An 18,580-nucleotide genomic window follows, 5' to 3' on the forward strand; every position below is an offset into this window, starting at 1 on the left:
AAAGTTTCGTTGGGAGGACACCATTCGCCCGCAATCGGGCGTAAACCGGGGCGATCTCCGGCCGAGACAACCGGAGATCGCAGGGCAGGGATGCCGGAAATGCGGCTAGACGGGATCCCAGGTGAAGATGTCGGCGGAGCGGTCCAGCTCGTAGAACGAGCCCTTCAGCGCCGGCATGCCATGTTCCGCGATCGACTGCGGCGTCCAGCCTTCGCTCCGCTGCACCGAGCGGATCGGACGGTTCTGGCTGAACAGGAATATCTCGTTCATGCGCACGCCAAAGATCTGCCCGGTGACGTCCTTGGCGGCATCGGAGATCAGATAGCCGCAGAGCGGGGCGATTTTCTCCGGACCCATCTGCTTGATCTTCTCGACCCGCGCCTTCTCGGCCTCAGTCTCGGTCGGAATGGTGCCGATCATGCGCGTCCAGGCGAACGGCGAGACGCAGTTGGAGCGGACATTGAAACGGCCCATGTCGAGCGCGATGGATTTGGAGAGGCCGACGATGCCGAGCTTGGCGGCGGCGTAGTTGGCCTGGCCGAAATTGCCGATCAGGCCGGAGGTCGAGGTGAAGTGCACGAAGGAGCCCGACTCCTGCTCGCGGAAGATTCGCGCGGCGGCGTGGCTGACGTAGAACGAGCCCATCAGATGCACCTTGATGACGGCCTCGAACGCCTCCACGCTCATCTTGTGGAAGATCATGTCGCGCAAGATGCCGGCATTGTTGACGACGCCGTCGAGCCGGCCGAAATGATCGGTCGCGGTCTTCACGATCTTGCTGGCGGGGATGGCTTCGGCGACCGACTCGAAATTGGCAACCGCGGTGCCGCCGCGCTTCTTGATCTCCTCGACCACCTCCTCGGCGGGCGCCGCGTTCGAACCGGCGCCATCCGAGGCTCCACCGGGATCGTTGACCACGACCTTGGCGCCTTCCGCCGCACAAAGCAGCGCGATCTCGCGACCGATGCCGCGGCCAGCGCCGGTGACGATGATGACCTTGTCCTGCAGTGATTTAGTCATGGGATGCCTCCTGTTGTGCCCGTCATTCCGGGATGGTGCGAAGCACCAGACCCGGAATCTCGAGATTCCGGGTCGCGCTGCGCGCGCCCGGAATGACGGTGCCTTACCTCTCGTTCGTAAACACGATCGTGCCACTTGCCGCGAACATGCCGCCGACGCCGTGGCACACCGAAATCTTCGCGTTCGGCACCTGCGCCGGCGCGATGCCGCGCATCTGGCGCACGCTCTCCTGCAGCGCGTACATGCCGTACATGCCCGAATGCATGTAGCTCAATCCGCCGCCATTGGTGTTGAGCGGCAGCTTCCCGCCGGGCCGAGTGTTGCCGTCGGCAATGAACTTGCCGGTCTCCTCATGCGGCATGAAGCCGAGGTCGCCGAGGCCGAACAGCGGCAGATGCGCGAACGCATCGTAGATCATGAGGTGGTCGACGTCCTTGTGGGCGATGCCGGCTTCCTTGAACGCGAGGGGGCCTGCGGTCTTGAACGCGCGCGAGGAGTTGAAGGTCTCCATCTGGCTGACCATCGGCGTCTCCACGCTCTCGCCGGTGCCCATGATGTAGACGGGCTTGCGCGGAAAATCCCTGGCGCGATCGGCCGAGGTCAGGATCAGCGCGCCGCCGCCGTCGGTGACGAGGCAGCATTGCAGCAGGCGGAACGGATAGGCGATCATGCGCGAATTGAGCACGTCGGCGACCGTGATCGGATCCTTCATCATCGCGCGCGGATTCTTCGCCGCCCATTCCCGCTGCACCACCGCGACGGCGGCGAGCTGCTCATGCGTGATGCCGTAGGTCTTCATGAAGCGCAGCACGGGGATCGGAAACATGCTGGGCGGACCGTAGACGCCGTAGGGCGCCTCGAACTGGCCTTGCAGGCTGTCGGCGGGGATCGAGCGCGGCGCCTTGCCGATCATCGACTTGCCGCTCTCGGCGTGCGTGATCAGCACGGTCTTGCACAGGCCCGCCTCGATCGCCGCCGCGGCATGCCGAACGTGCAGCATGAAGGAGCAGCCGCCGACCGAGGTGCCGTCCACCCAGGTCGGCTTGATGCCGAGATAGTGGCAGACCTGCTGCGGCGTCTCGACCGCGGTGGCAAAGCCGTCGATGTCGGAGAGCTTCAGTCCGGCATCGGCGATGGCGTTGAGCGCCGCATCCGCGTGCAGCTGGAGCTGCGAGGCGTTCGGGATGACGCCAAGCTCGGTGGTCTCGGCCGCGCCGACGATGGCAACCTGGTTTCTGCGCATGGTCTACCCCTTCGCCGGACGAAACACGGGGAGGGTGATCTTGTCGTCGAGTGCCTGGAAGGCGACCTCGAGCTTCATGTCGAGCTCGAGCGCCTCGGGCGTCTGCGGACAGTCGATGATGTTGCTCATCATCCGCGGTCCCTCGGCAAGCTCCACCACCGCGATCGCATAAGGCGGCGTGAAGCCGGGCGCGGCTGGGCGGTGGTTGATCACGTAGCTGTAGAGGAAGCCTTTGCCGCTCGCCTTGAAGATGCTGACCTTGCGCGAGGCGCAGGACGGGCAGAACGGGCGCGGCGGGAAGTAGACATGCGCGCAGGCGTCGCAGCGCTGCAGGCGCAATTCGCCCGCCTTCGTGCCGTCCCAGAAATGCTGGGTCTCCGGCGTCGGTTTCGGTCGCGCCCGTTGCGGTTCGGCCATGTGGGAACGCCCTCCCAGAAAGCAAATCTTGATAGGCAGGCTTTCACGCCCGCCCGTTTCGAGCTTGATGCGACAATCGACCATGGTGCGTCAACGGTCCAGCAATACGCATGCATGCCATCATGCGCACAATGCTTGTGTCGAACTGAGCCAGCGCTATAGATTGCGCGCGACAATATTCCGTGAGACAGACATGCCCGAATTTCCGACGCTGGCGAAGCTCGCCGAAGACCTCGAAAGCGGCCGCACCACCGCCCGCAAGCTGGTCGAAGCCTGCATCGCCAGGATCGCCGATCCCGCCGGGGAGGGCCAGCGCACTTTCCTCTATGTCGACAAAGACGCCGCGCTCGCCGCGGCCGACGCGATGGACGGCTTGCGCAAGGCCAAGGCGGCGCCATCGCGCTATGCCGGCATCCCGATCTCGATCAAGGATCTGTTCGACATCAAGGGCCAGGTGACGCGCGCCGGGTCGCGCGCGCTCGACGATTCGCCGCCGGCCGAGCAGGATGCGGCGACGGTGGCGCGGCTGCGCAGGGCCGGCTTCGTCGTGATCGGGCGCACCAACATGACCGAGTTCGCCTATTCCGGCATCGGCATCAATCCGCATTACGGCACGCCGAAGGGGGCCTGGAACAGGGCCGAAGGCCACGTGCCGGGCGGCTCCTCCGCGGGCGCGGCGGTGTCCGTGCTCGACGGCATGGCACACGGCGCGCTCGGCACCGACACCGGCGGCTCCTGCCGGATTCCGGCCGCCTTCAACGGCATCGTCGGCTACAAGCCGACGCAGCGGCGCGTGCCGCTCGATGGCTCGGTGCCGCTGTCGTTCTCGCTCGACAGCATCGGGCCGCTGGCACGATCGGTCAGTTGCTGTGCCATACTCGACGCCGTGCTCGCGAACGAGCCGATCGCCCCGCTGAAGCCGCGTCCGATCCAGGGCATGCGACTGGCGGTGCCGACCACGATCGCGCTCGACGACCTCGACGCCGAAGTGGCCGAGACGTTCGAACGCGCCCTGAAAACGCTTTCCGATCACGGCGCCATCATCGAGCGCATCGAGATGGCGGAGTTTCATGACATCGGCCCGATGAACGCCAAGGGCGGCTTTGCCGCGTCCGAGAGCTACGCCTGGCACCGCTATCTCATCACCTCCAAGGGCGATGTTTATGATCCCCGTGTCTCTGTCCGCATCATGCGCGGCGAGGCGCAGAGCGCGGCCGACTACATCGATCTCCTCAACGAGCGTCGCTCGCTGATCGCCCGCGTCAACGCGCGCATTGCGCCCTATGATGCGCTGGTGCTACCGACCACGCCCAACACACCGCCGAAGATCGCCGACCTTGCCGATGACAAGGCGTTCACGCGCGAGAACATCCGCGCACTGCGCAACTGCAGCCTGATCAACATGATCGACGGCTGCGCCATCTCGCTGCCGGCGCATCGCCAGGGCGACGTCCCGGTCGGCCTGATGCTGGCGGGCGCGGGCGGAACGGACCATCGTATTTTCGAACTTGCTGCCGGCATGGAGGCCGTCATTCGTGTTTGACCTGACTTTCACCGTTGATGCCCAGGACACCACCACGCCGCTGACGCTCGCGATCGACCAAATGGTCATCGCCGGCTGGACCGGCCGCGACCCCGTTGCGCGCGACAAACACATCGCCGAGCTGAAGGAGATGGGCATCGCCCCGCCGGCCTCGACGCCGATCTACTACCGTGCCTCGGCGCGGCGGCTGACCCAGGAAGACAGCATCGAATGCACCGGCGGGGATTCCTCCGGCGAGGTCGAGTTCGTGCTGATCGGCTGGCAGGGCCGCATCTTCGTCGGCTGCGGCTCCGACCACACCGACCGCAAGGTCGAGGCCTACAACGTCACCGTGTCCAAGCAGATGTGCGACAAGCCGATCGCCTCCACGCTGTGGGAGCTCGAAGACGTCATCGGCCATTGGGACAAGATGATCCTGCGCTCCTACGCCACGATCAAGGGCGAGCGCGTGCTCTACCAGGAGGGCACGCTGGACGCGATGCTGCCGGTGAACGACCTGATCGCACGCGGCTTCGAAGGAGGAAAATTCCCCGACGGTTGCGCCATGTTCGGCGGCACGTTTGCAGCCAAGGGCGGCATCCGCCCGGCGGAGCGCTTCGATTTCGAGCTGGAAGACCCCGTGCTGAAGCGGACGATCAAGCATGGCTATGACGTGGCGACGTTGCCGGTGAGGGGCTAGCTCCACAAGCGATGGTCCCGTAGGGTGGGCAAAGCGACTTGTCCGCCATAGCTCGAAGAGCGACGGCGGAAGCGTGCCCACGTCTTGCGAAGACGTGGGCACGGCGCAAGGGCGCCTTTGCCCACCCTACGAAACTGGTCTGCTTGATTTCCGCTGTCGCTCTTCCCTTGCAATGACGGGGAGACAGTCGTCGGAAATCGGGTGGCGGGGTGAACGTCCGGCTGCGAAGGTGATTGTTATGACAATGACCGCACGAAAATCAGACCAACGATCCGCTCCCGATCTCACCGCCCACGTCGACGCCCTCGACTGGCCTCAGATCACGGCCGAACTGGAGGCCCAGGGCTGCGCCGTCCTGAAGGGCCTGTTGACGCCGGACCAGTGCCGCGCCGTTGCCGCGCTCTACCCCGACGACACGCAGTTTCGCAGCCGCATCGTCATGGGCCGCCACGGCTTCGGCCGCGGCGAGTACAAATATTTCTCCTATCCGCTGCCCGATCTGATCGCGCAGCTGCGCCCGGCGCTCTACACGCATCTGCAAGGCGTCGCCAATCGCTGGAACGAGGCGATGGGGATCGACATTCGCTATCCCGCCGCGCATGCGGCGTTCCTGAAACGCTGCCACGAGGCGGGGCAGGCGCGGCCGACGCCGCTGCTGCTGCAATATGAGGCCGGCGACTACAATTGCCTGCACCAGGACCTCTATGGCGAGCACGTGTTCCCGCTCCAGGTCGCGATCCTGCTCTCCGAGCCGGGCCGCGACTTCACCGGCGGCGAATTCGTGCTGACCGAGCAACGGCCGCGCATGCAGTCCCGCGCCGAGGTGGTTCCACTCGCGCGGGGCGACGCCGTCGCCTTCGCTGTGCATCACCGCCCGGTGCAGGGGACACGCGGCACTTACCGCGTTAATCTGCGCCATGGCGTCAGCCGCATCAGGTCCGGCCAGCGCCACACGTTGGGTGTAATTTTCCACGATGCCAAATGAGTGCTGCGATTGACGGCTGATCTGTTCGACAGCGTTGCCGAGGCGCAGCCGTCGCGCGAGGAGATCGCCGATGGTGCCGTGCTGCTGCGCGGCTTCGTCAAGCCGATCGAGACCGAGCTGATCGCCGCCGTGCGCGCGATCGTGGCGCAGTCGCCGTTCCGTCGCATGACCACGCCCGGTGGTCATCTGATGTCGGTGGCGATGACCAATTGCGGCGAGCGTGGCTGGATCACCGATCACACCGGCTATCGCTACGACCCCATCGATCCGCGCACCGGTGCGCCATGGCCCGAAATGCCGCCGGTGCTCCGCGATCTCGCCCGCCACGCCGCGGAGCAGGGCGGCTTCCAAAACTTCGCGCCCGATGCCTGCCTCGTCAACCGCTACGAGCCCGGCACGCGGCTGTCGCTACATCAGGACAAGGACGAGCTGGATTATTCGGCGCCGATCGTCTCGGTCTCGCTCGGATTGCCCGCGACCTTCCTGTTCGGCGGCCTGGCGCGCGCCGACAAGTCGCGCCGCTTCCGCCTGGTGCATGGCGATGTCGTGGTCTGGGGCGGACCTAGCCGGCTTGCCTATCACGGCGTCGCGCCGCTCGCGGAAGCTGAGCATGCGCTGCTCGGGCGCAAGCGGATCAATCTGACGTTTCGCAGGACGCGGTGACCTTCCTTCTCCCCTTGTGGGAGAAGGTGCCTTCCCGAAGGGAAGGCGGATGAGGGGTCTTTATCCGCCAAGACAGACCCCTCATCCGTCTCGCTGCCGCTTCGCGTCAGCGATCCACCTTCTCCCACAAGGGAAGAAGGGAAGAACCCTGGAACGACGATGCTCCGACTAAGGCTTCGGCGGGTGAATGAACGCCCAGGGGCTGACCTCCGAATCGCGCGTCACTTCCACCGAAATCAGATACGGCCCGCTATGCGCGAGCGCCTTTTCCAGCACGGCCTTGAACTGATCCGGCGCCGTGACACGCGCAGCCGCAACGCCAAAGGACTCCGCGAGCTTGACGAAATCCGGATTGACGAGGTCGGACGCCACCACGCGGCCGTCGAAACGTTCGCGCTGGTCGCGGCGAACGTTGCCATAGGCGTTGTTGTTGAACACCAGCGTCACCACGCCGATGTTGAACTGCACGGCGGTGGAAAGCTCCTGCACGCCGAACATGAAGCCGCCGTCGCCGGTGATCGCCACCACCGGCTTGTCGGGGTTGGCGACCTTGGCACCTAACGCGGTCGGGAAGCCCGAGCCGAGCGTGCCCTGATAGCCTGACGTGATGAAGGTGCGCGGCTGGTAGATCGGAAAGCCGTACCAGGAGGCAAAGCCGACCTGCGATAGTTCATCGGTGACGATCGCGTTCGCCGGCAGCACCTCGCGCAGGATGTTGAGATACGCCATCTGCGGCTGGATGCGCTGGATCTCGGCTTGCGCGGCCGCGGTCGCCTCGCGGATGTCCTCCCGCCGGCCACGGGTCCGCGTAAAGCCGGCTTTCTTCACGGCCGCGACGAGATCGGCCGTTCCGGCCTTGGCATCGGCGACGATGGCGGCATCGACGACGACCCGGCGCATCTCGGTCGGGTCGATGTCGATCCGAACCGATTTCAGCCCCTTCGGCTGATAGGGCCAGCGGAAGCCGGATGCCGGCAGCTCTGCGCGGGTGCCGATTGCGATCATCACATCGGTTGTCGGCCACAGCTTGTAGGCCGCGGCCATTGTGAGGCCCAGCTCATGCGCATTGGAGACGATGCCGCGGCCGCTGCGGAAGGCGACCACAGGCGCATCGATCATCTCGGCGAGCTCGAGGATCTCCTCGCCTGCCTCGATCGCGCCGCTGCCGACAAAAATCATCGGTGCCTTGCTGGCCTTGATCAACGCGGCGGCCTGCTTGGCGAGATCCGGATCGGGCTGCGGTGCGGGCAGCGGCTCCAGCACCCGGGAAGCGGCGGTGTCCGCGCGCTGGGTGAAGACGTCCCAGGGCATCTCGACCGAGGCCGGGCCACGCCGTCCCGACATCATCTCCTGGAAGGCGCGCGCGACGACCGTCGGCGCATTGCCGGGATATTCGATCCGGTCGGCCCATTTCACATAGGTGCGCAAGGTCGCGAGCTGGTCCGGCATCTCGTGCAGATGGCCGCGGCCCTTGCCCAAAAACTGCGTCGGCACCTGGCCGGTGACGCACAGCACCGGCTCGTTGCAGCCGAACGCGGTGAGCAGTGCGGCGCTCGCATTGAGCACGCCGGGGCCGGGCACCACGCTGAACACGCCGGGCTTGCCGCTGGAGCGCGCATAGCCGAATGCCATGTAGCCGCAGGCCTGCTCGTGCCGCGCGCCGATCACCTTGAGCTGGGCCTGATGGAAGGCGTCGAACAGGCCGTAGACCTGCGCGCCCGGCAGGCCGAACACGGTGTCGACGCCATGGGCGACCAGGCCGCTTACGATCGCTTCGCCGCCGGTGAGGGTGGTCATTGCATCATTCCAATCTTGTTCAGGCTTCGTCGACGACACCGTTGCGCAAGCTGCCGATGCCTTCGGCCGTGACCTCGATGACGTCGCCGGGCTTCAGGTAACGCGGCGGATCGAACCGGGCACCAGCGCCGGTCGGCGTGCCCGTGACGATGATATCGCCGGGGACGAGCGTTGCGAAGGTGGAGATATAGTTGATGAGATAGCGGAAGGAGAACATCAGCCGGCTGGTGCGATCGTCCTGCCTGAGCTCGCCGTTGACATGCGTGGTGAGCCTGACATCGGCGATCTGCGATTCCTGGACGTAGGGCACGAGCCATGGGCCGAGGCTGCCGCTGGAATCAAAGTTCTTGCCTTGCGTGACGTTGAACTTGGCGTGGCGCAGCCAGTCGCGCACCGAGCCTTCGTTGCACAGCGTGAGCGCCGCGATGTGATCGAGCGCGCTGCTTTCCGGGATGTGGCGGCCTTGCTTGCCGATCACCAGCACGATCTCGCCCTCATAGTCGAGCTGTGCGGACGCACGCGGGCGCACCAGCGGCGTGTCGTGGCCGACGAAGGAGCGGGGCGAGCGCATGAACATGCTCGGATATTTCGGCGCGTCCTGACCGTCCTTGTATTCGGCGTTACGGTCGGGATAGTTGACGCCGATGCAGATGATCTTCTCCGGCGCGGGCACTGGCGGCAGCCAGGTGATATCGGCGATCGGTTGATCGGGCGTGCGACCGGCGGCTTCCTCGGCAAGGCTCACGAGCTTGCCGGCCGCGATCACCTCGCGCAGCGTCGGATAGTGTTTTGCATAGCGCGCGGAGAGGTCGACGATGCCGCCCTCGAGGACGGCACCGTAGCTGACATCACCCTTGACGGAATAGGTGGCGAGGCGAGGGAGTTTCATCAATCCGCCACCAGCACGTCGGCCACGAATTTTGGCTCGCGCAAGGCTTGGCCGCTAAACGGCGAGCCCTGCTCGAACCAGGAACGCGGGGCGGGTGCGCCCCACAGCGTCTGGCGGCGCGGATCGCGCAGCGACCAGCGCAGCGGCTCGTGGTCGTGATCCCCGGTGAAATAGTCGCTGGTGTAGAGCTCGAGCCGGTGTCCGTCGGGATCGCGCACATAGAGGAAGAATGCGTTGGAGATGCCGTGCCGTCCGGGGCCGCGCTCGATGTTCTTCACAAAGCCTTGGGACGCCATGACGTCGCAGAGATGGATGATGTTCATCGCCGTCGGCGTCCAGTAGGCGAAATGGTGCAGGCGAGGGCCCTTGCCGTTGGTGATGGCGAAGTCGTGGACATTGCCCTTGCGATGCATCCAGGCCGCGGCGATGCGGCCGTTCGGTCCATCCTCCTCGGCATATTCAGTGAGGCGGAAGCCGAGCCGGGCGTAGAACTCCACGGTGTCCTGCACCTCGGCGGCGAAGACGTTGAAATGGTCGAGCCGCTGCGGGTGGCAGCCCCGGTAGAGATCATAGCGGCGCAGCAGATGCGGCCGGCGATCCATCGACGCATAGAGCTCGATCTGGAAGCCGAAGGGGTCGGTGAACTGCAGGGTCCGGCCCTGGAACGGCTGGTCGACGAAGGCGTAGGCGAGGCCGTTCTCGGAGAGGAAAGCGGCGGCCTTGTCGAGATCCCCGTCGTTGCCGACCTTGAAGCCGAGGCGCGCGCACGCCGGGACTGCTGCTTTCCGCAGCACCAGGGAGTGATGCTGATGCTCCTCCGCGGCGCGCAAGTACACGACCTTGTCGTCGGCGTCCTCGACATGCAGGCCGACGATGGTCTCGTAGAACTCGCGGCTCAGCTTCAAGTCGGTGACGTCAAGCACGACGTGGCTGGAGCGGATGATGTTGAACGGCGGCTCGAAGATGTGTTGCGGTACGGGCATTTGCGTTTCCCCTCGGCTCGGTCGTCATTCCGGGCGGCTCGAAGAGCCGAACTATGGCGCGCAATTGCGCACCTGAGAATCTCGAGGTTCCGGATTCGCTTCGCGCTCCGGAACGACGAAGCGTTAAATTCCCAGTTTCTGAATCTTGTGCGTGCCCCGCGCCAGCGAGACATGCTTGGTTTCCATGTAGAAATCGAACGAGTAATCGCCGCCGTCGCGGCCGATGCCGGAGGCTTTCATGCCGCCGAACGGCGTCGGCAAATGGCGGACATTTTCCGAGTTGAGCCAGATCATGCCGGCCTCCAGCGCGTCGGCGACACGTAGTGCGCGGCCGACATCGTTGGTCCAGACATAGCCGGTCAGGCCATAGCGGATGTCGTTGGCGATCTCGATGGCTTCGGCTTCGTCCTTGAAGGGCAGCACCGTGAGGAACGGGCCGAACACCTCCTCCTGCGCCACGCGCATCTTGCCGTGTGCGCCGGTGACCAAGGTAGGCTCGACATAATGTCCGCCGCCCGGGCCGTCATGGGCCTTGCCGCCGACGGCGATCACAGCCCCGTCCTGGCGCGCGACGTCGAAATAGGAGCACACTTTTGCCAGATGCCGTTCGTGGATCAGCGGGCCGATCTCGGTGGCGGGATCGAGGGGATGGCCGACCTTCAGGGCCTTCACGCGCGCGGTGAGCTTCTCCGTGAACTTGTCGGCAATGCCGGCCTGAACCAGGAGGCGGCTCGATGACGTGCAGCGTTCGCCGTTGAGCGAGTAGATCATGAACACGACGGCATCGAGCGCGCGGTCGAGATCGGCATCGTCGAACACGATCACGGGGTTCTTGCCGCCGAGCTCGAAATGCACGCGCTTCAAGGTCGGCGCACCCTGCACCATGATCGCCGAGCCCGTCGCGCTCTCGCCGACGAAGCCGATCGCCTTGATCGCGGGATGCTCGGTCAGCGCCTTGCCGGCCTCCTCACCGAAGCCGTGGACTGTGTTGAGCACGCCGTCGGGAACGCCGGCCTGCTTGACGAGCTTGCTGAGCATGTCCGCAGTGACCGGCGACCATTCGGCCGGCTTGTGCACGACGGTGCAGCCGGCAGCGAGGGCAGGGGCGATCTTCCAGGTCGAGAGCATGAACGGCGTATTCCACGGCGTGATCACACCGACCGGGCCGATCGGCACGCGCGTCGAGATATTCCAGTGCTCGTCGCTCGGCGTGTTGAGGCCGTCGCGCGCCTCGGCGCATTTGTCGGCGAAGAAGCGGAAATTCTCGGCGGCGCGGATCGCGGCCTTGGCCATGAAGCGATAGGCCTGGCCGGTGTCGATGCATTCGAGCACCGCGATGTCGTCGGCGTTGTCCTCGATCGCGTCGGCCACGCGATGCAGCAGCTTCTTCCGCATCGCCGGGCCCATGTCGCGCCAGGACTTGAAGGCAAGCGAAGCGGCCGTTGCGGCGCGGTCGATGTCCTCGGCAGTGCCGCGCGCGACGCTTGCGAGCGTTGTGCCGTCGACCGGTGACTTCGTCTCGAACGTCTCGCCGGAAATCGAGGCAACGGTCTTGCCGTCGATCATGTGACCGATGCCGTCGGCACGCAGCTTCTTCAGCAGCGGTGCGGCGCGGTCGCGGTTGGCCTGGAATACATCGGCTTTCGGGCTGGGCTTATCCATGGGCGGCTTCCACTTTCAGGGCGTCGTGGATGTTGTTGCGCTTCCAGCTGGTGTCCTTGTCGTTGATCTGCATGTCGAACGACAAAGCGAATTTGCTGGCAGCGAAGACGGGATCGAGATGGCGGGAGAGTGCTTGGAAGACGTGCTCGCCGGCTTTCTGGCGCGTGGGAAGGTCGCGGCCTTCGCCGATGCGCAGCACCATGTCGAGAAAGCCATAGTCTTGCCTGTCATCGGCGATCGCATAGTGCTCGCACCTGATGGCGCGGACGCGGATGCCACCGAGCGGGAAGATGCCGGTCTCGACCGCCGCTTTGCGCACGATCTCGCACACCGCCGCGATATCGAGGCGGCCATCGAGATTGGCCGAATATTCAATCGTGAAATGCGGCATCGCGGTTTCACTCCCTGTATTCTTATGCGCCTTAAGCGAAGTAGCAGCTGACCGATCCGTAGGCGCCATAATCGGCTTGAATTGTGTCGCCCTTGCGGGTCTCGATCGGGCGGATGAAGGAGCCGGCAAGCACGACCTGTCCAGGCTCCAGCGCAAGGCCGAGCGGCGCGATCTTGTTGGCGAGCCAGGCGACGGCGGTCGCCGGATGATTGAGCACGCCGGCGGCAAGGCCGGTCTCTTCGAGCTGGCCGTTTCGAAAGCACAGCGAGCCGATCCAGCGCAGGTCTGCGTCGAGCGGGCGGATCGGCCGCCCGCCGAGCACGATGCCGGCATTCGCCGCATTGTCGGCGACGGTGTCGAAAATCTTTCGCGTCGCTTTGGTCTGGGGATCGACGCGCTCGATCCGCGTATCCAGAATCTCCAATGCCGGCACCACGAAGTCGGTGGCGTTGAGGACGTCGAACAGCGTGCAGTCCGGCCCTGCGAGCCGCTTGCTCATGACGAAGGCGAGCTCGGCCTCGACGCGCGTGGCGATGAAGCGCTCGGTCGGAACGATCCCGCCATCGGCGAAGAACATGTCGTCGAGCAGCACGCCGGAATCGGGCTCGTCGATATTGAGCGCGTTCTGCATCGCCTTCGAGGTCAGGCCGATCTTGTGGCCCTTGACGATGCGGCCCTCGGCGATCTTGACGTCGACCCAGGCTTTCTGAATCGCGTAGGCATCGGTGATGGTGATGCCGGGGAAATCCTGCGACAGCTGCCGGATCTGCACGCGGGTCTTCTCCGCCTGATGCAGACGCCGTGCGCAAGCTTGGATATCGTCGTTGGAAAGCGCCATTTGTGATCTTACAAACTGAGGTGCCGGGAGATACTTAACATGTTAAGTGAATGCGTCAAACACAATTTCGGCTTGCTGCACTGCAAACGTTTTGCGGTTTGAAAGGGCATCATGGTGAAGAGACCGGCTGATCCAGCCAACGGAAGCGCGCCTGCCGCACGGCAGGTGCCGATGCGCGATTTCTCCCGCTCTCTGCCGATGTCGCTGTTGCGAGCCCGCGAAGCGGTGATGCGGCAGTTTCGTCCCTCGCTGCGCGAGCACGGCTTGACCGAGCAGCAATGGCGCATCCTGCGTGCACTGGCGGCGATCGAAACGGTCGAGGTCACGGAACTCGCGCGCACGGCGTTCCTGCTCGGCCCGAGCCTGTCGCGCATCCTGCGCGATCTCGAGGCGCGCAATCTGATCGAACGAAAGACGGCGAAGGCGGACCAGCGCCGCAGCATGGTCTCGATCTCGAAAGAGGGCGTGAAGCTGATGGCCTCGGTGGCGCCGACGTCGGAAGCGATCTATGCCGAGATCACGCGACGGTTCGGCGCACGCAAGCTCGCCGAATTGCAGGAGATGCTCGGCGCGCTCGAACAGAGTCTTGCAGAGCTTGGCGCAAGCGAGGAGGCAAGTGCCGAGGAGTGAGCACGTGATGGCCGGAACCTGGGCGTCGGCGATGGTTTGACGTCGATTCGAAGGTGGGCGACGCTGGCCGTGTCGATGCCAGGGGCTAAACTGCCCATGCACGCCGCCGAGCCGATGCGGGGGATCGGGGGGCGCCGATTCCGGGCGATCCGGGGCGGAAAATCGTGACAGAGCGGCCCGATCCCTTGCCGGATGACACCCCAGGCGGCAATAGTGGGCGCCGCCCGCGAGGTCAGTGTCAGCGAAGTCGGTATCCAGCGCGCGAGCGCATAGGCGTTGCGTCATTGCGAGCGTAGCGCGGCGCTCCGGTTCGCGCTAACAGCGGGTCGTGCTGTCGCGGCGCTCGTCATGGTGACGAAGGTTCAAACAACAAAGAAGGAAGGCAACGTGGCGAACAAGGTCAAGGAAATCTGGAAGTCGGGCAAGGCCGTGGTCAACGCGTGGCTCGCTATACCCTCAGGCTTCTCGGCCGAGATGATCGCGCAATGCGGCTTCGACAGCGTCACCGTCGACATGCAGCATGGCGTGCAGGACTATCTGTCGATGGTGCAGTGCTTCCAGGCCATGGACAAGCACCCCGTGACCCCGATGGTCCGCGTGCCCTGGAACGAGCCCGGCATCATCGGCAAGGTGCTCGACGGCGGCGCCTATGGCGTGATCTGCCCGATGGTCAACACGCCGCAGGAAGCCAGGAACCTGGTCTCCTATTCCAAATATCCGCCGCAGGGCGTGCGCTCCAACGGCCCGATCCGCGCCGGCATGTACGGCACCGCGGGCTCGTATCAGAAGACCGCGAATGCCGACACCATCCTGCTGCCGATGATGGAGACCAAGACCGCGGTCGAGAACATGGAAGCGATCCTCGACGTCGAAGGTATCGACGGCGTCTATATCGGCCCGTCCGACCTCGGCTTCTCCTACGGCCTCGAGCCCAAGCTCGACCGCAGCGAGCCCGAGATCCTCGCGATCTACGAGAAGATCATCAAGGAATGCGGCAAGCGCGGCCTCAACCCGGGCATCCATTGCAGCGGCGCCGAAGGCGCAGCGCGCGCCATCAACATGGGCTTCAAGCTGGTGACGCTCTCGAACGAGGTCGGCCTGATGACGACCTACGCCAAGATGCAGGTCAATGCCACCCGCAAGGATTCGGGCGGGAAGGCCTAAGACCTCGCGAATGGCGCATGGGGGGTAGCGAATAGTGCTGCTCCCCTTTTTCCATTCGCCACCCGCTACTCACTATTCGCTCAAGGAGACCTGCCATGACCATCAGCCCCGTCATCCGCCTGCATCCCGATGATGGCGTGCTGATCGCGCGCGCCAGCCTGCCGCCCGGCACTGTCGTTGCTGACGGCGTGACCACGGTCGAGCGCATTCCCTCCGGCCACAAGGTCGCGATCAAGCCGATCGCTGTGGGCGAGCCTGTCATCCGCTACGGCCAGATCATCGGCTTCGCGACCATTCCGATCGCGCCGGGCCAGCACGTGCACGTGCAGAATATCGGCATGGGCGACTTCTCAAAAGACTATGCCTATTGCGCCGACGTCAAGCCGACGCCGAATTTCGACCTGCCGGCGACCTTCGAGGGCATCCGCCGTCCGGACGGCCGCGTCGCCACGCGCAACTATATCGGCATCCTCACCTCGGTGAATTGCAGTGCCCATGTCGCAAGCCTCGTCGCCGACGTCTTCAAGAAGAATCCCTTCACCGGCGACAATCCGCTGGCCGATTTCCCCAATGTCGACGGCGTGGTCGCGCTGACCCACAAAACCGGCTGCGGCATGACGCAGAACGAGCCCTTGGCGCTGCTCCGCCGCACGCTCGGCGGCTATGCGCGCCACGTCAATTTCTCCCACGTCATCGTGCTCGGCCTCGGCTGCGAGGTGAACCAGATTGGCGGCCTGATGGAGGAGCAGAAGCTCGCTGGACGCCTGCGCGCGATGGACATCCAGGAGGTCGGCGGCACCCGCAAGACCGTGGAGGCAGGAATCGCCTTCGTGCGCGAGGCGCTGGCTGACGCCAACAAGGTCAAGCGCGAGACGGTGCCGGCGAGCGAGCTGACTGTCGCCCTGCAATGCGGCGGCTCCGACGGCTATTCCGGCGTGTCCGCCAATCCCGCGCTCGGTGCGGCCAGCGATCTCATCGTGCGTCACGGCGGCACCGTGATCCTGTCGGAGACGCCGGAGACCTACGGCGCCGAGCATCTCTTGACGCGCCGCGCCGTCAGCCGCGAGGTCGGCGAGAAGCTGGTCGACCTGATGCGCTGGTGGGACGAATACACGGAGCGCGAAGGCGCCGAGATGAACGCCAATCCGAGCCCCGGCAACAAGGCCGGCGGCCTCACCACCATTCTTGAAAAATCGCTCGGCGCGATGGCGAAGGCCGGCACCACCAATCTCGTCGAGGTACTGCGTTACGCCGAGCCCATCACCAAGAAGGGTTTCGTCTTCATGGACACGCCCGGCTACGACCCTGTTGCGGCAACCGGGCAGGTCGCGGGCGGTGCCAATCTCGTCTGCTTCACCACGGGACGTGGCAGCGTGTTCGGCTGCAAGCCGGCGCCCTCGATCAAGCTCGCCACCAACACGCCCATGTACAAGCGCATGGAAGAGGACATGGACGTCAATTGCGGCACCATCCTCGAAGGCGAGGAGAGCGTCGAGCAATGCGGCCAGCGCATCTTCGAGCTCATTCTGAAGACCGCCTCCGGCCAGCCGACCAAGAGCGAGAGCTTCGATTTTGGCGGCGCCGAGTTCGCGCCCTGGGTGCTCGGCGCGACGATGTAATCGCGCGTCGCGCAGCATAGATGCAATTGCGTGTCATTGGGGGTAACGCGCGGGCGATGGGCAGCGCGTGTGGTCGCGCGAAATGCACCGATCGTTCGCTACGTAATGATACGGAGGCACGCTCCTCTCGCCGGGGATCTGCGGCTTACACCTGATTAACAATGTTGTCCTAGACAGGCGGATGATGCGTTCCACAGCGTGGTGGGGCCGGCCTTTTGAGGATCGAACCGATGCAAGCGATACGTCCTACTGGGGTGGAAAATCTCCTCGGTGAGGAGGAGCTGATTGTATCGAAGACCGATCTCAAAGGCCGCATCACCTACGCCAATGACGTCTTTCTCCGCATGGCGAAATACCCCTGGAAGCAGCTGATGGGCGCGCCCCACAGCCTGATCCGCCATCCCGATATGCCACGCTGCGTCTTCAAGCTGTTGTGGGATACGCTCCAGGCCAAGCAGGAAATCTTCGCCTACGTCGTCAATCTCGCGGGAGATGGCAGCCATTATTGGGTGTTCGCCCATGTCACCCCGACGCTCGACGATCACGGCAACATCATCGGCTATCATTCCAATCGACGCAGGCCCGATCCGGCGCCGGTCGAGCGCATCAAGCCGATCTACAAAGCGCTCTGCGCGGAAGAGGCGCGCCACGCCAATGCCAAGGACGGCATGCGTGCGAGCTTCGAAATGATGGTCGGTCTGCTCAAGCAAAACGGTGTCGGTTACGATGAATTTGTGCTCTCTCTCTAAGGCGCAGGGAGCGACCGCAGTCGCGTGCCTTCTCGCCAGCATCGCGTTCGTCGCCTCGCTGCTCGGCTGGACCGGAATTGTCGGCGCAGCGCCGCTCGGCGCGGCGATCCTGCTGCTCGGCTACGCCGTCTGGTGTCAGCACCGCACGGCGGTGGCAGTCGATGAGGTCGCCGATGTCTGCCGAAAGGCGGCGCGCGGCGATCTCGAAGCGCGGATCCTGAGCGAGCGCCAGGCCGGGCGGATCGGCGCCATCCAGAAGTCGGTCAACGACATGCTCGACATCACAGATGCCTTCGTGCGCGAGGCTTCGGCATCGATGGACTATGCCAGCCGCGGCAAGTATTTCCGCAAGATCCTCGCGCGCGGATTGCCCGGCTCGTTCCGCCGCTCGGCAACCGTCATCAATGCCGGCACCGACGGCCTCGGCCGCCGCGTGGTCGAGATCGCCGGCCTTGCAAAGCAGTTCGGCACGCATCTCGACGAAGTTGCGGGCAGCCTGATGAGCGCCGCGACCGACCTCGAAGCCGATGCCGGCCAGATGGCGGCGGCGGCGGAGACGACGAACCGCCAGACCTCCGGCATGCGCAGTGCGTCCGATCAGGCCTCGAGCAACGTTGCGACGGTGGCGAGCGCCGCGGAACAGCTCGCATCCTCGATCGCAGAGATCAGCCGCCAGGTGGCCGGCTCGACCACGAGCACCGGCCGCGCCGTCGACGAAGCCAATCGTGCCGGCAGCGAGATTCGTAGCCTCGCGGATGCGGCGCTGCGGATCGGCGACGTCGTCAAGCTGATCAGCGAAATTGCCGAGCAGACCAACCTGCTGGCGCTCAACGCCACGATCGAGGCGGCGCGGGCAGGCGAGGCCGGCCGCGGCTTCGCCGTCGTGGCCTCCGAGGTCAAGAGCCTCGCCAACCAGACCGCCAAGGCGACCGAGGAGATCAGCGCCAAGGTCGGCGAGATGCAGCAATCGACCACCAATTCGGTCGCGGCCGTCGAGGCGATCGCGCAGACCATCGCGGAGATCGACGGCATCACCGCCAGCATCGCTGCCTCGATCGAGCAGCAGGGCTCCGCGACCCGCGAGATCGCCCGCAACGTCCAGGAAGCATCAGTCGGCACCTCGCAGGTGTCCTCCAACGTGTCAGGCATCAGCGAAGCCGCCGCCGACACCGGCCGCGTCGCTGCCCGCGTCAACAGCGCCTCCGAACGCGTCCACGGCGAAGTCGAGACACTCAGGCGCGAAGTGACGCAGTTCCTGCAGCGGCTGACGTCGGCGGCGTAGGGCTGCGCACATGGCGCGATGGCCGC

At 65.0% G+C, this 18,580-nt stretch carries 18 protein-coding genes; 9 read left to right on the top strand and 9 right to left on the bottom strand.

The window, feature by feature from the left end; genetic code table 11:
* Nucleotides 1-105: 105 nt before the first annotated feature.
* The 3 genes from GGD65_RS28320 to GGD65_RS28330 form a co-directional block, all read right to left on the bottom strand.
* The gene (locus tag GGD65_RS28320; RefSeq protein WP_018315654.1) at nucleotides 106-1,020 is read right to left on the bottom strand and encodes an SDR family oxidoreductase; all 915 of its coding nucleotides are present in this window, start codon (nucleotides 1,018-1,020) and stop codon (nucleotides 106-108) included.
* 103 nt (nucleotides 1,021-1,123) lie between these two features.
* Nucleotides 1,124-2,263: a thiolase C-terminal domain-containing protein gene (locus GGD65_RS28325; protein ID WP_183237326.1), complete on the bottom strand. Its 1,140-nt coding sequence runs from the start codon at nucleotides 2,261-2,263 to the stop codon at nucleotides 1,124-1,126.
* Between the two features lie 3 nt (nucleotides 2,264-2,266).
* Entirely contained in the window at nucleotides 2,267-2,680 is a 414-nt protein-coding gene (locus tag GGD65_RS28330) for a Zn-ribbon domain-containing OB-fold protein (protein ID WP_038957112.1), read from the bottom strand.
* 193 nt (nucleotides 2,681-2,873) lie between these two features.
* On the opposite strand from GGD65_RS28330, the gene GGD65_RS28335 reads away from it, so the two are divergent.
* The 4 genes from GGD65_RS28335 (at nucleotide 2,874) to alkB (ending at nucleotide 6,550) form a co-directional block, all read left to right on the top strand.
* Nucleotides 2,874-4,223, top strand: coding sequence for an amidase (locus GGD65_RS28335; protein WP_183237327.1), 1,350 nt, complete (start codon nucleotides 2,874-2,876; stop codon nucleotides 4,221-4,223).
* The gene (locus GGD65_RS28340; protein ID WP_183237328.1) at nucleotides 4,216-4,902 is read left to right on the top strand and encodes a DUF2848 domain-containing protein; all 687 of its coding nucleotides are present in this window, start codon (nucleotides 4,216-4,218) and stop codon (nucleotides 4,900-4,902) included. Before GGD65_RS28335 ends, GGD65_RS28340 begins: the two co-directional genes overlap by 8 nt.
* 238 nt (nucleotides 4,903-5,140) lie before the next feature.
* Nucleotides 5,141-5,887 (top strand): 2OG-Fe(II) oxygenase, encoded by a 747-nt coding sequence (locus GGD65_RS28345; protein WP_183237329.1) that lies wholly within the window; start codon nucleotides 5,141-5,143, stop codon nucleotides 5,885-5,887.
* A 9-nt stretch (nucleotides 5,888-5,896) separates the two neighbouring features.
* On the top strand, nucleotides 5,897-6,550 hold the full coding sequence (alkB, locus tag GGD65_RS28350; protein ID WP_183237330.1) for a DNA oxidative demethylase AlkB: 654 nt from the start codon (nucleotides 5,897-5,899) through the stop codon (nucleotides 6,548-6,550).
* A 168-nt stretch (nucleotides 6,551-6,718) separates the two neighbouring features.
* Here the strand turns inward: alkB and GGD65_RS28355 are convergent, their stop codons facing one another.
* The 6 genes from GGD65_RS28355 to hpaH form a co-directional block, all read right to left on the bottom strand.
* Nucleotides 6,719-8,347: a thiamine pyrophosphate-dependent enzyme gene (locus tag GGD65_RS28355; protein WP_179733903.1), complete on the bottom strand. Its 1,629-nt coding sequence runs from the start codon at nucleotides 8,345-8,347 to the stop codon at nucleotides 6,719-6,721.
* Nucleotides 8,348-8,366: 19 nt separating this feature from the next.
* A complete protein-coding gene (locus tag GGD65_RS28360; protein ID WP_092256854.1) occupies nucleotides 8,367-9,236 on the bottom strand; it encodes a fumarylacetoacetate hydrolase family protein in 870 nt (289 codons plus the stop codon).
* Complete coding sequence (hpaD, locus tag GGD65_RS28365) at nucleotides 9,236-10,219, bottom strand: 3,4-dihydroxyphenylacetate 2,3-dioxygenase (protein ID WP_183237331.1); 984 nt, start codon at nucleotides 10,217-10,219, stop codon at nucleotides 9,236-9,238. Before hpaD ends, GGD65_RS28360 begins: the two co-directional genes overlap by 1 nt.
* A 123-nt stretch (nucleotides 10,220-10,342) precedes the next feature.
* Nucleotides 10,343-11,881 (bottom strand): 5-carboxymethyl-2-hydroxymuconate semialdehyde dehydrogenase, encoded by a 1,539-nt coding sequence (gene hpaE, locus GGD65_RS28370; protein WP_183237332.1) that lies wholly within the window; start codon nucleotides 11,879-11,881, stop codon nucleotides 10,343-10,345.
* Complete coding sequence (locus GGD65_RS28375; RefSeq protein WP_018315664.1) at nucleotides 11,874-12,272, bottom strand: 5-carboxymethyl-2-hydroxymuconate Delta-isomerase; 399 nt, start codon at nucleotides 12,270-12,272, stop codon at nucleotides 11,874-11,876. Before GGD65_RS28375 ends, hpaE begins: the two co-directional genes overlap by 8 nt.
* Nucleotides 12,273-12,303: 31 nt before the next feature.
* Nucleotides 12,304-13,110, bottom strand: coding sequence for a 2-oxo-hept-4-ene-1,7-dioate hydratase (hpaH, locus tag GGD65_RS28380; protein ID WP_183237333.1), 807 nt, complete (start codon nucleotides 13,108-13,110; stop codon nucleotides 12,304-12,306).
* A 111-nt stretch (nucleotides 13,111-13,221) separates the two neighbouring features.
* Here hpaH and hpaR point away from each other — a divergent pair, with 111 nt between their 5' ends.
* The 5 genes from hpaR to GGD65_RS28405 all read left to right on the top strand — a co-directional run bounded on the left by hpaR (nucleotide 13,222) and on the right by GGD65_RS28405 (nucleotide 18,554).
* Complete coding sequence (gene hpaR, locus GGD65_RS28385; RefSeq protein WP_018315666.1) at nucleotides 13,222-13,740, top strand: homoprotocatechuate degradation operon regulator HpaR; 519 nt, start codon at nucleotides 13,222-13,224, stop codon at nucleotides 13,738-13,740.
* A 387-nt stretch (nucleotides 13,741-14,127) separates the two neighbouring features.
* Complete coding sequence (locus tag GGD65_RS28390) at nucleotides 14,128-14,904, top strand: HpcH/HpaI aldolase/citrate lyase family protein (RefSeq protein ID WP_008549964.1); 777 nt, start codon at nucleotides 14,128-14,130, stop codon at nucleotides 14,902-14,904.
* 95 nt (nucleotides 14,905-14,999) lie between these two features.
* A complete protein-coding gene (locus GGD65_RS28395; protein WP_092256842.1) occupies nucleotides 15,000-16,523 on the top strand; it encodes a UxaA family hydrolase in 1,524 nt (507 codons plus the stop codon).
* A 230-nt stretch (nucleotides 16,524-16,753) separates the two neighbouring features.
* Nucleotides 16,754-17,272, top strand: coding sequence for a PAS domain-containing protein (locus GGD65_RS28400; protein ID WP_049814751.1), 519 nt, complete (start codon nucleotides 16,754-16,756; stop codon nucleotides 17,270-17,272).
* Nucleotides 17,250-18,554, top strand: coding sequence for a methyl-accepting chemotaxis protein (locus GGD65_RS28405; protein WP_183237334.1), 1,305 nt, complete (start codon nucleotides 17,250-17,252; stop codon nucleotides 18,552-18,554). The genes GGD65_RS28400 and GGD65_RS28405 overlap by 23 nt, the downstream gene beginning before the upstream one ends.
* The last annotated feature ends 26 nt before the right edge of the window (nucleotides 18,555-18,580 follow it).

Origin of the sequence: Bradyrhizobium sp. CIR18 (assembly GCF_014198295.1) — a bacterium.
GTDB lineage: Bacteria > Pseudomonadota > Alphaproteobacteria > Rhizobiales > Xanthobacteraceae > Bradyrhizobium.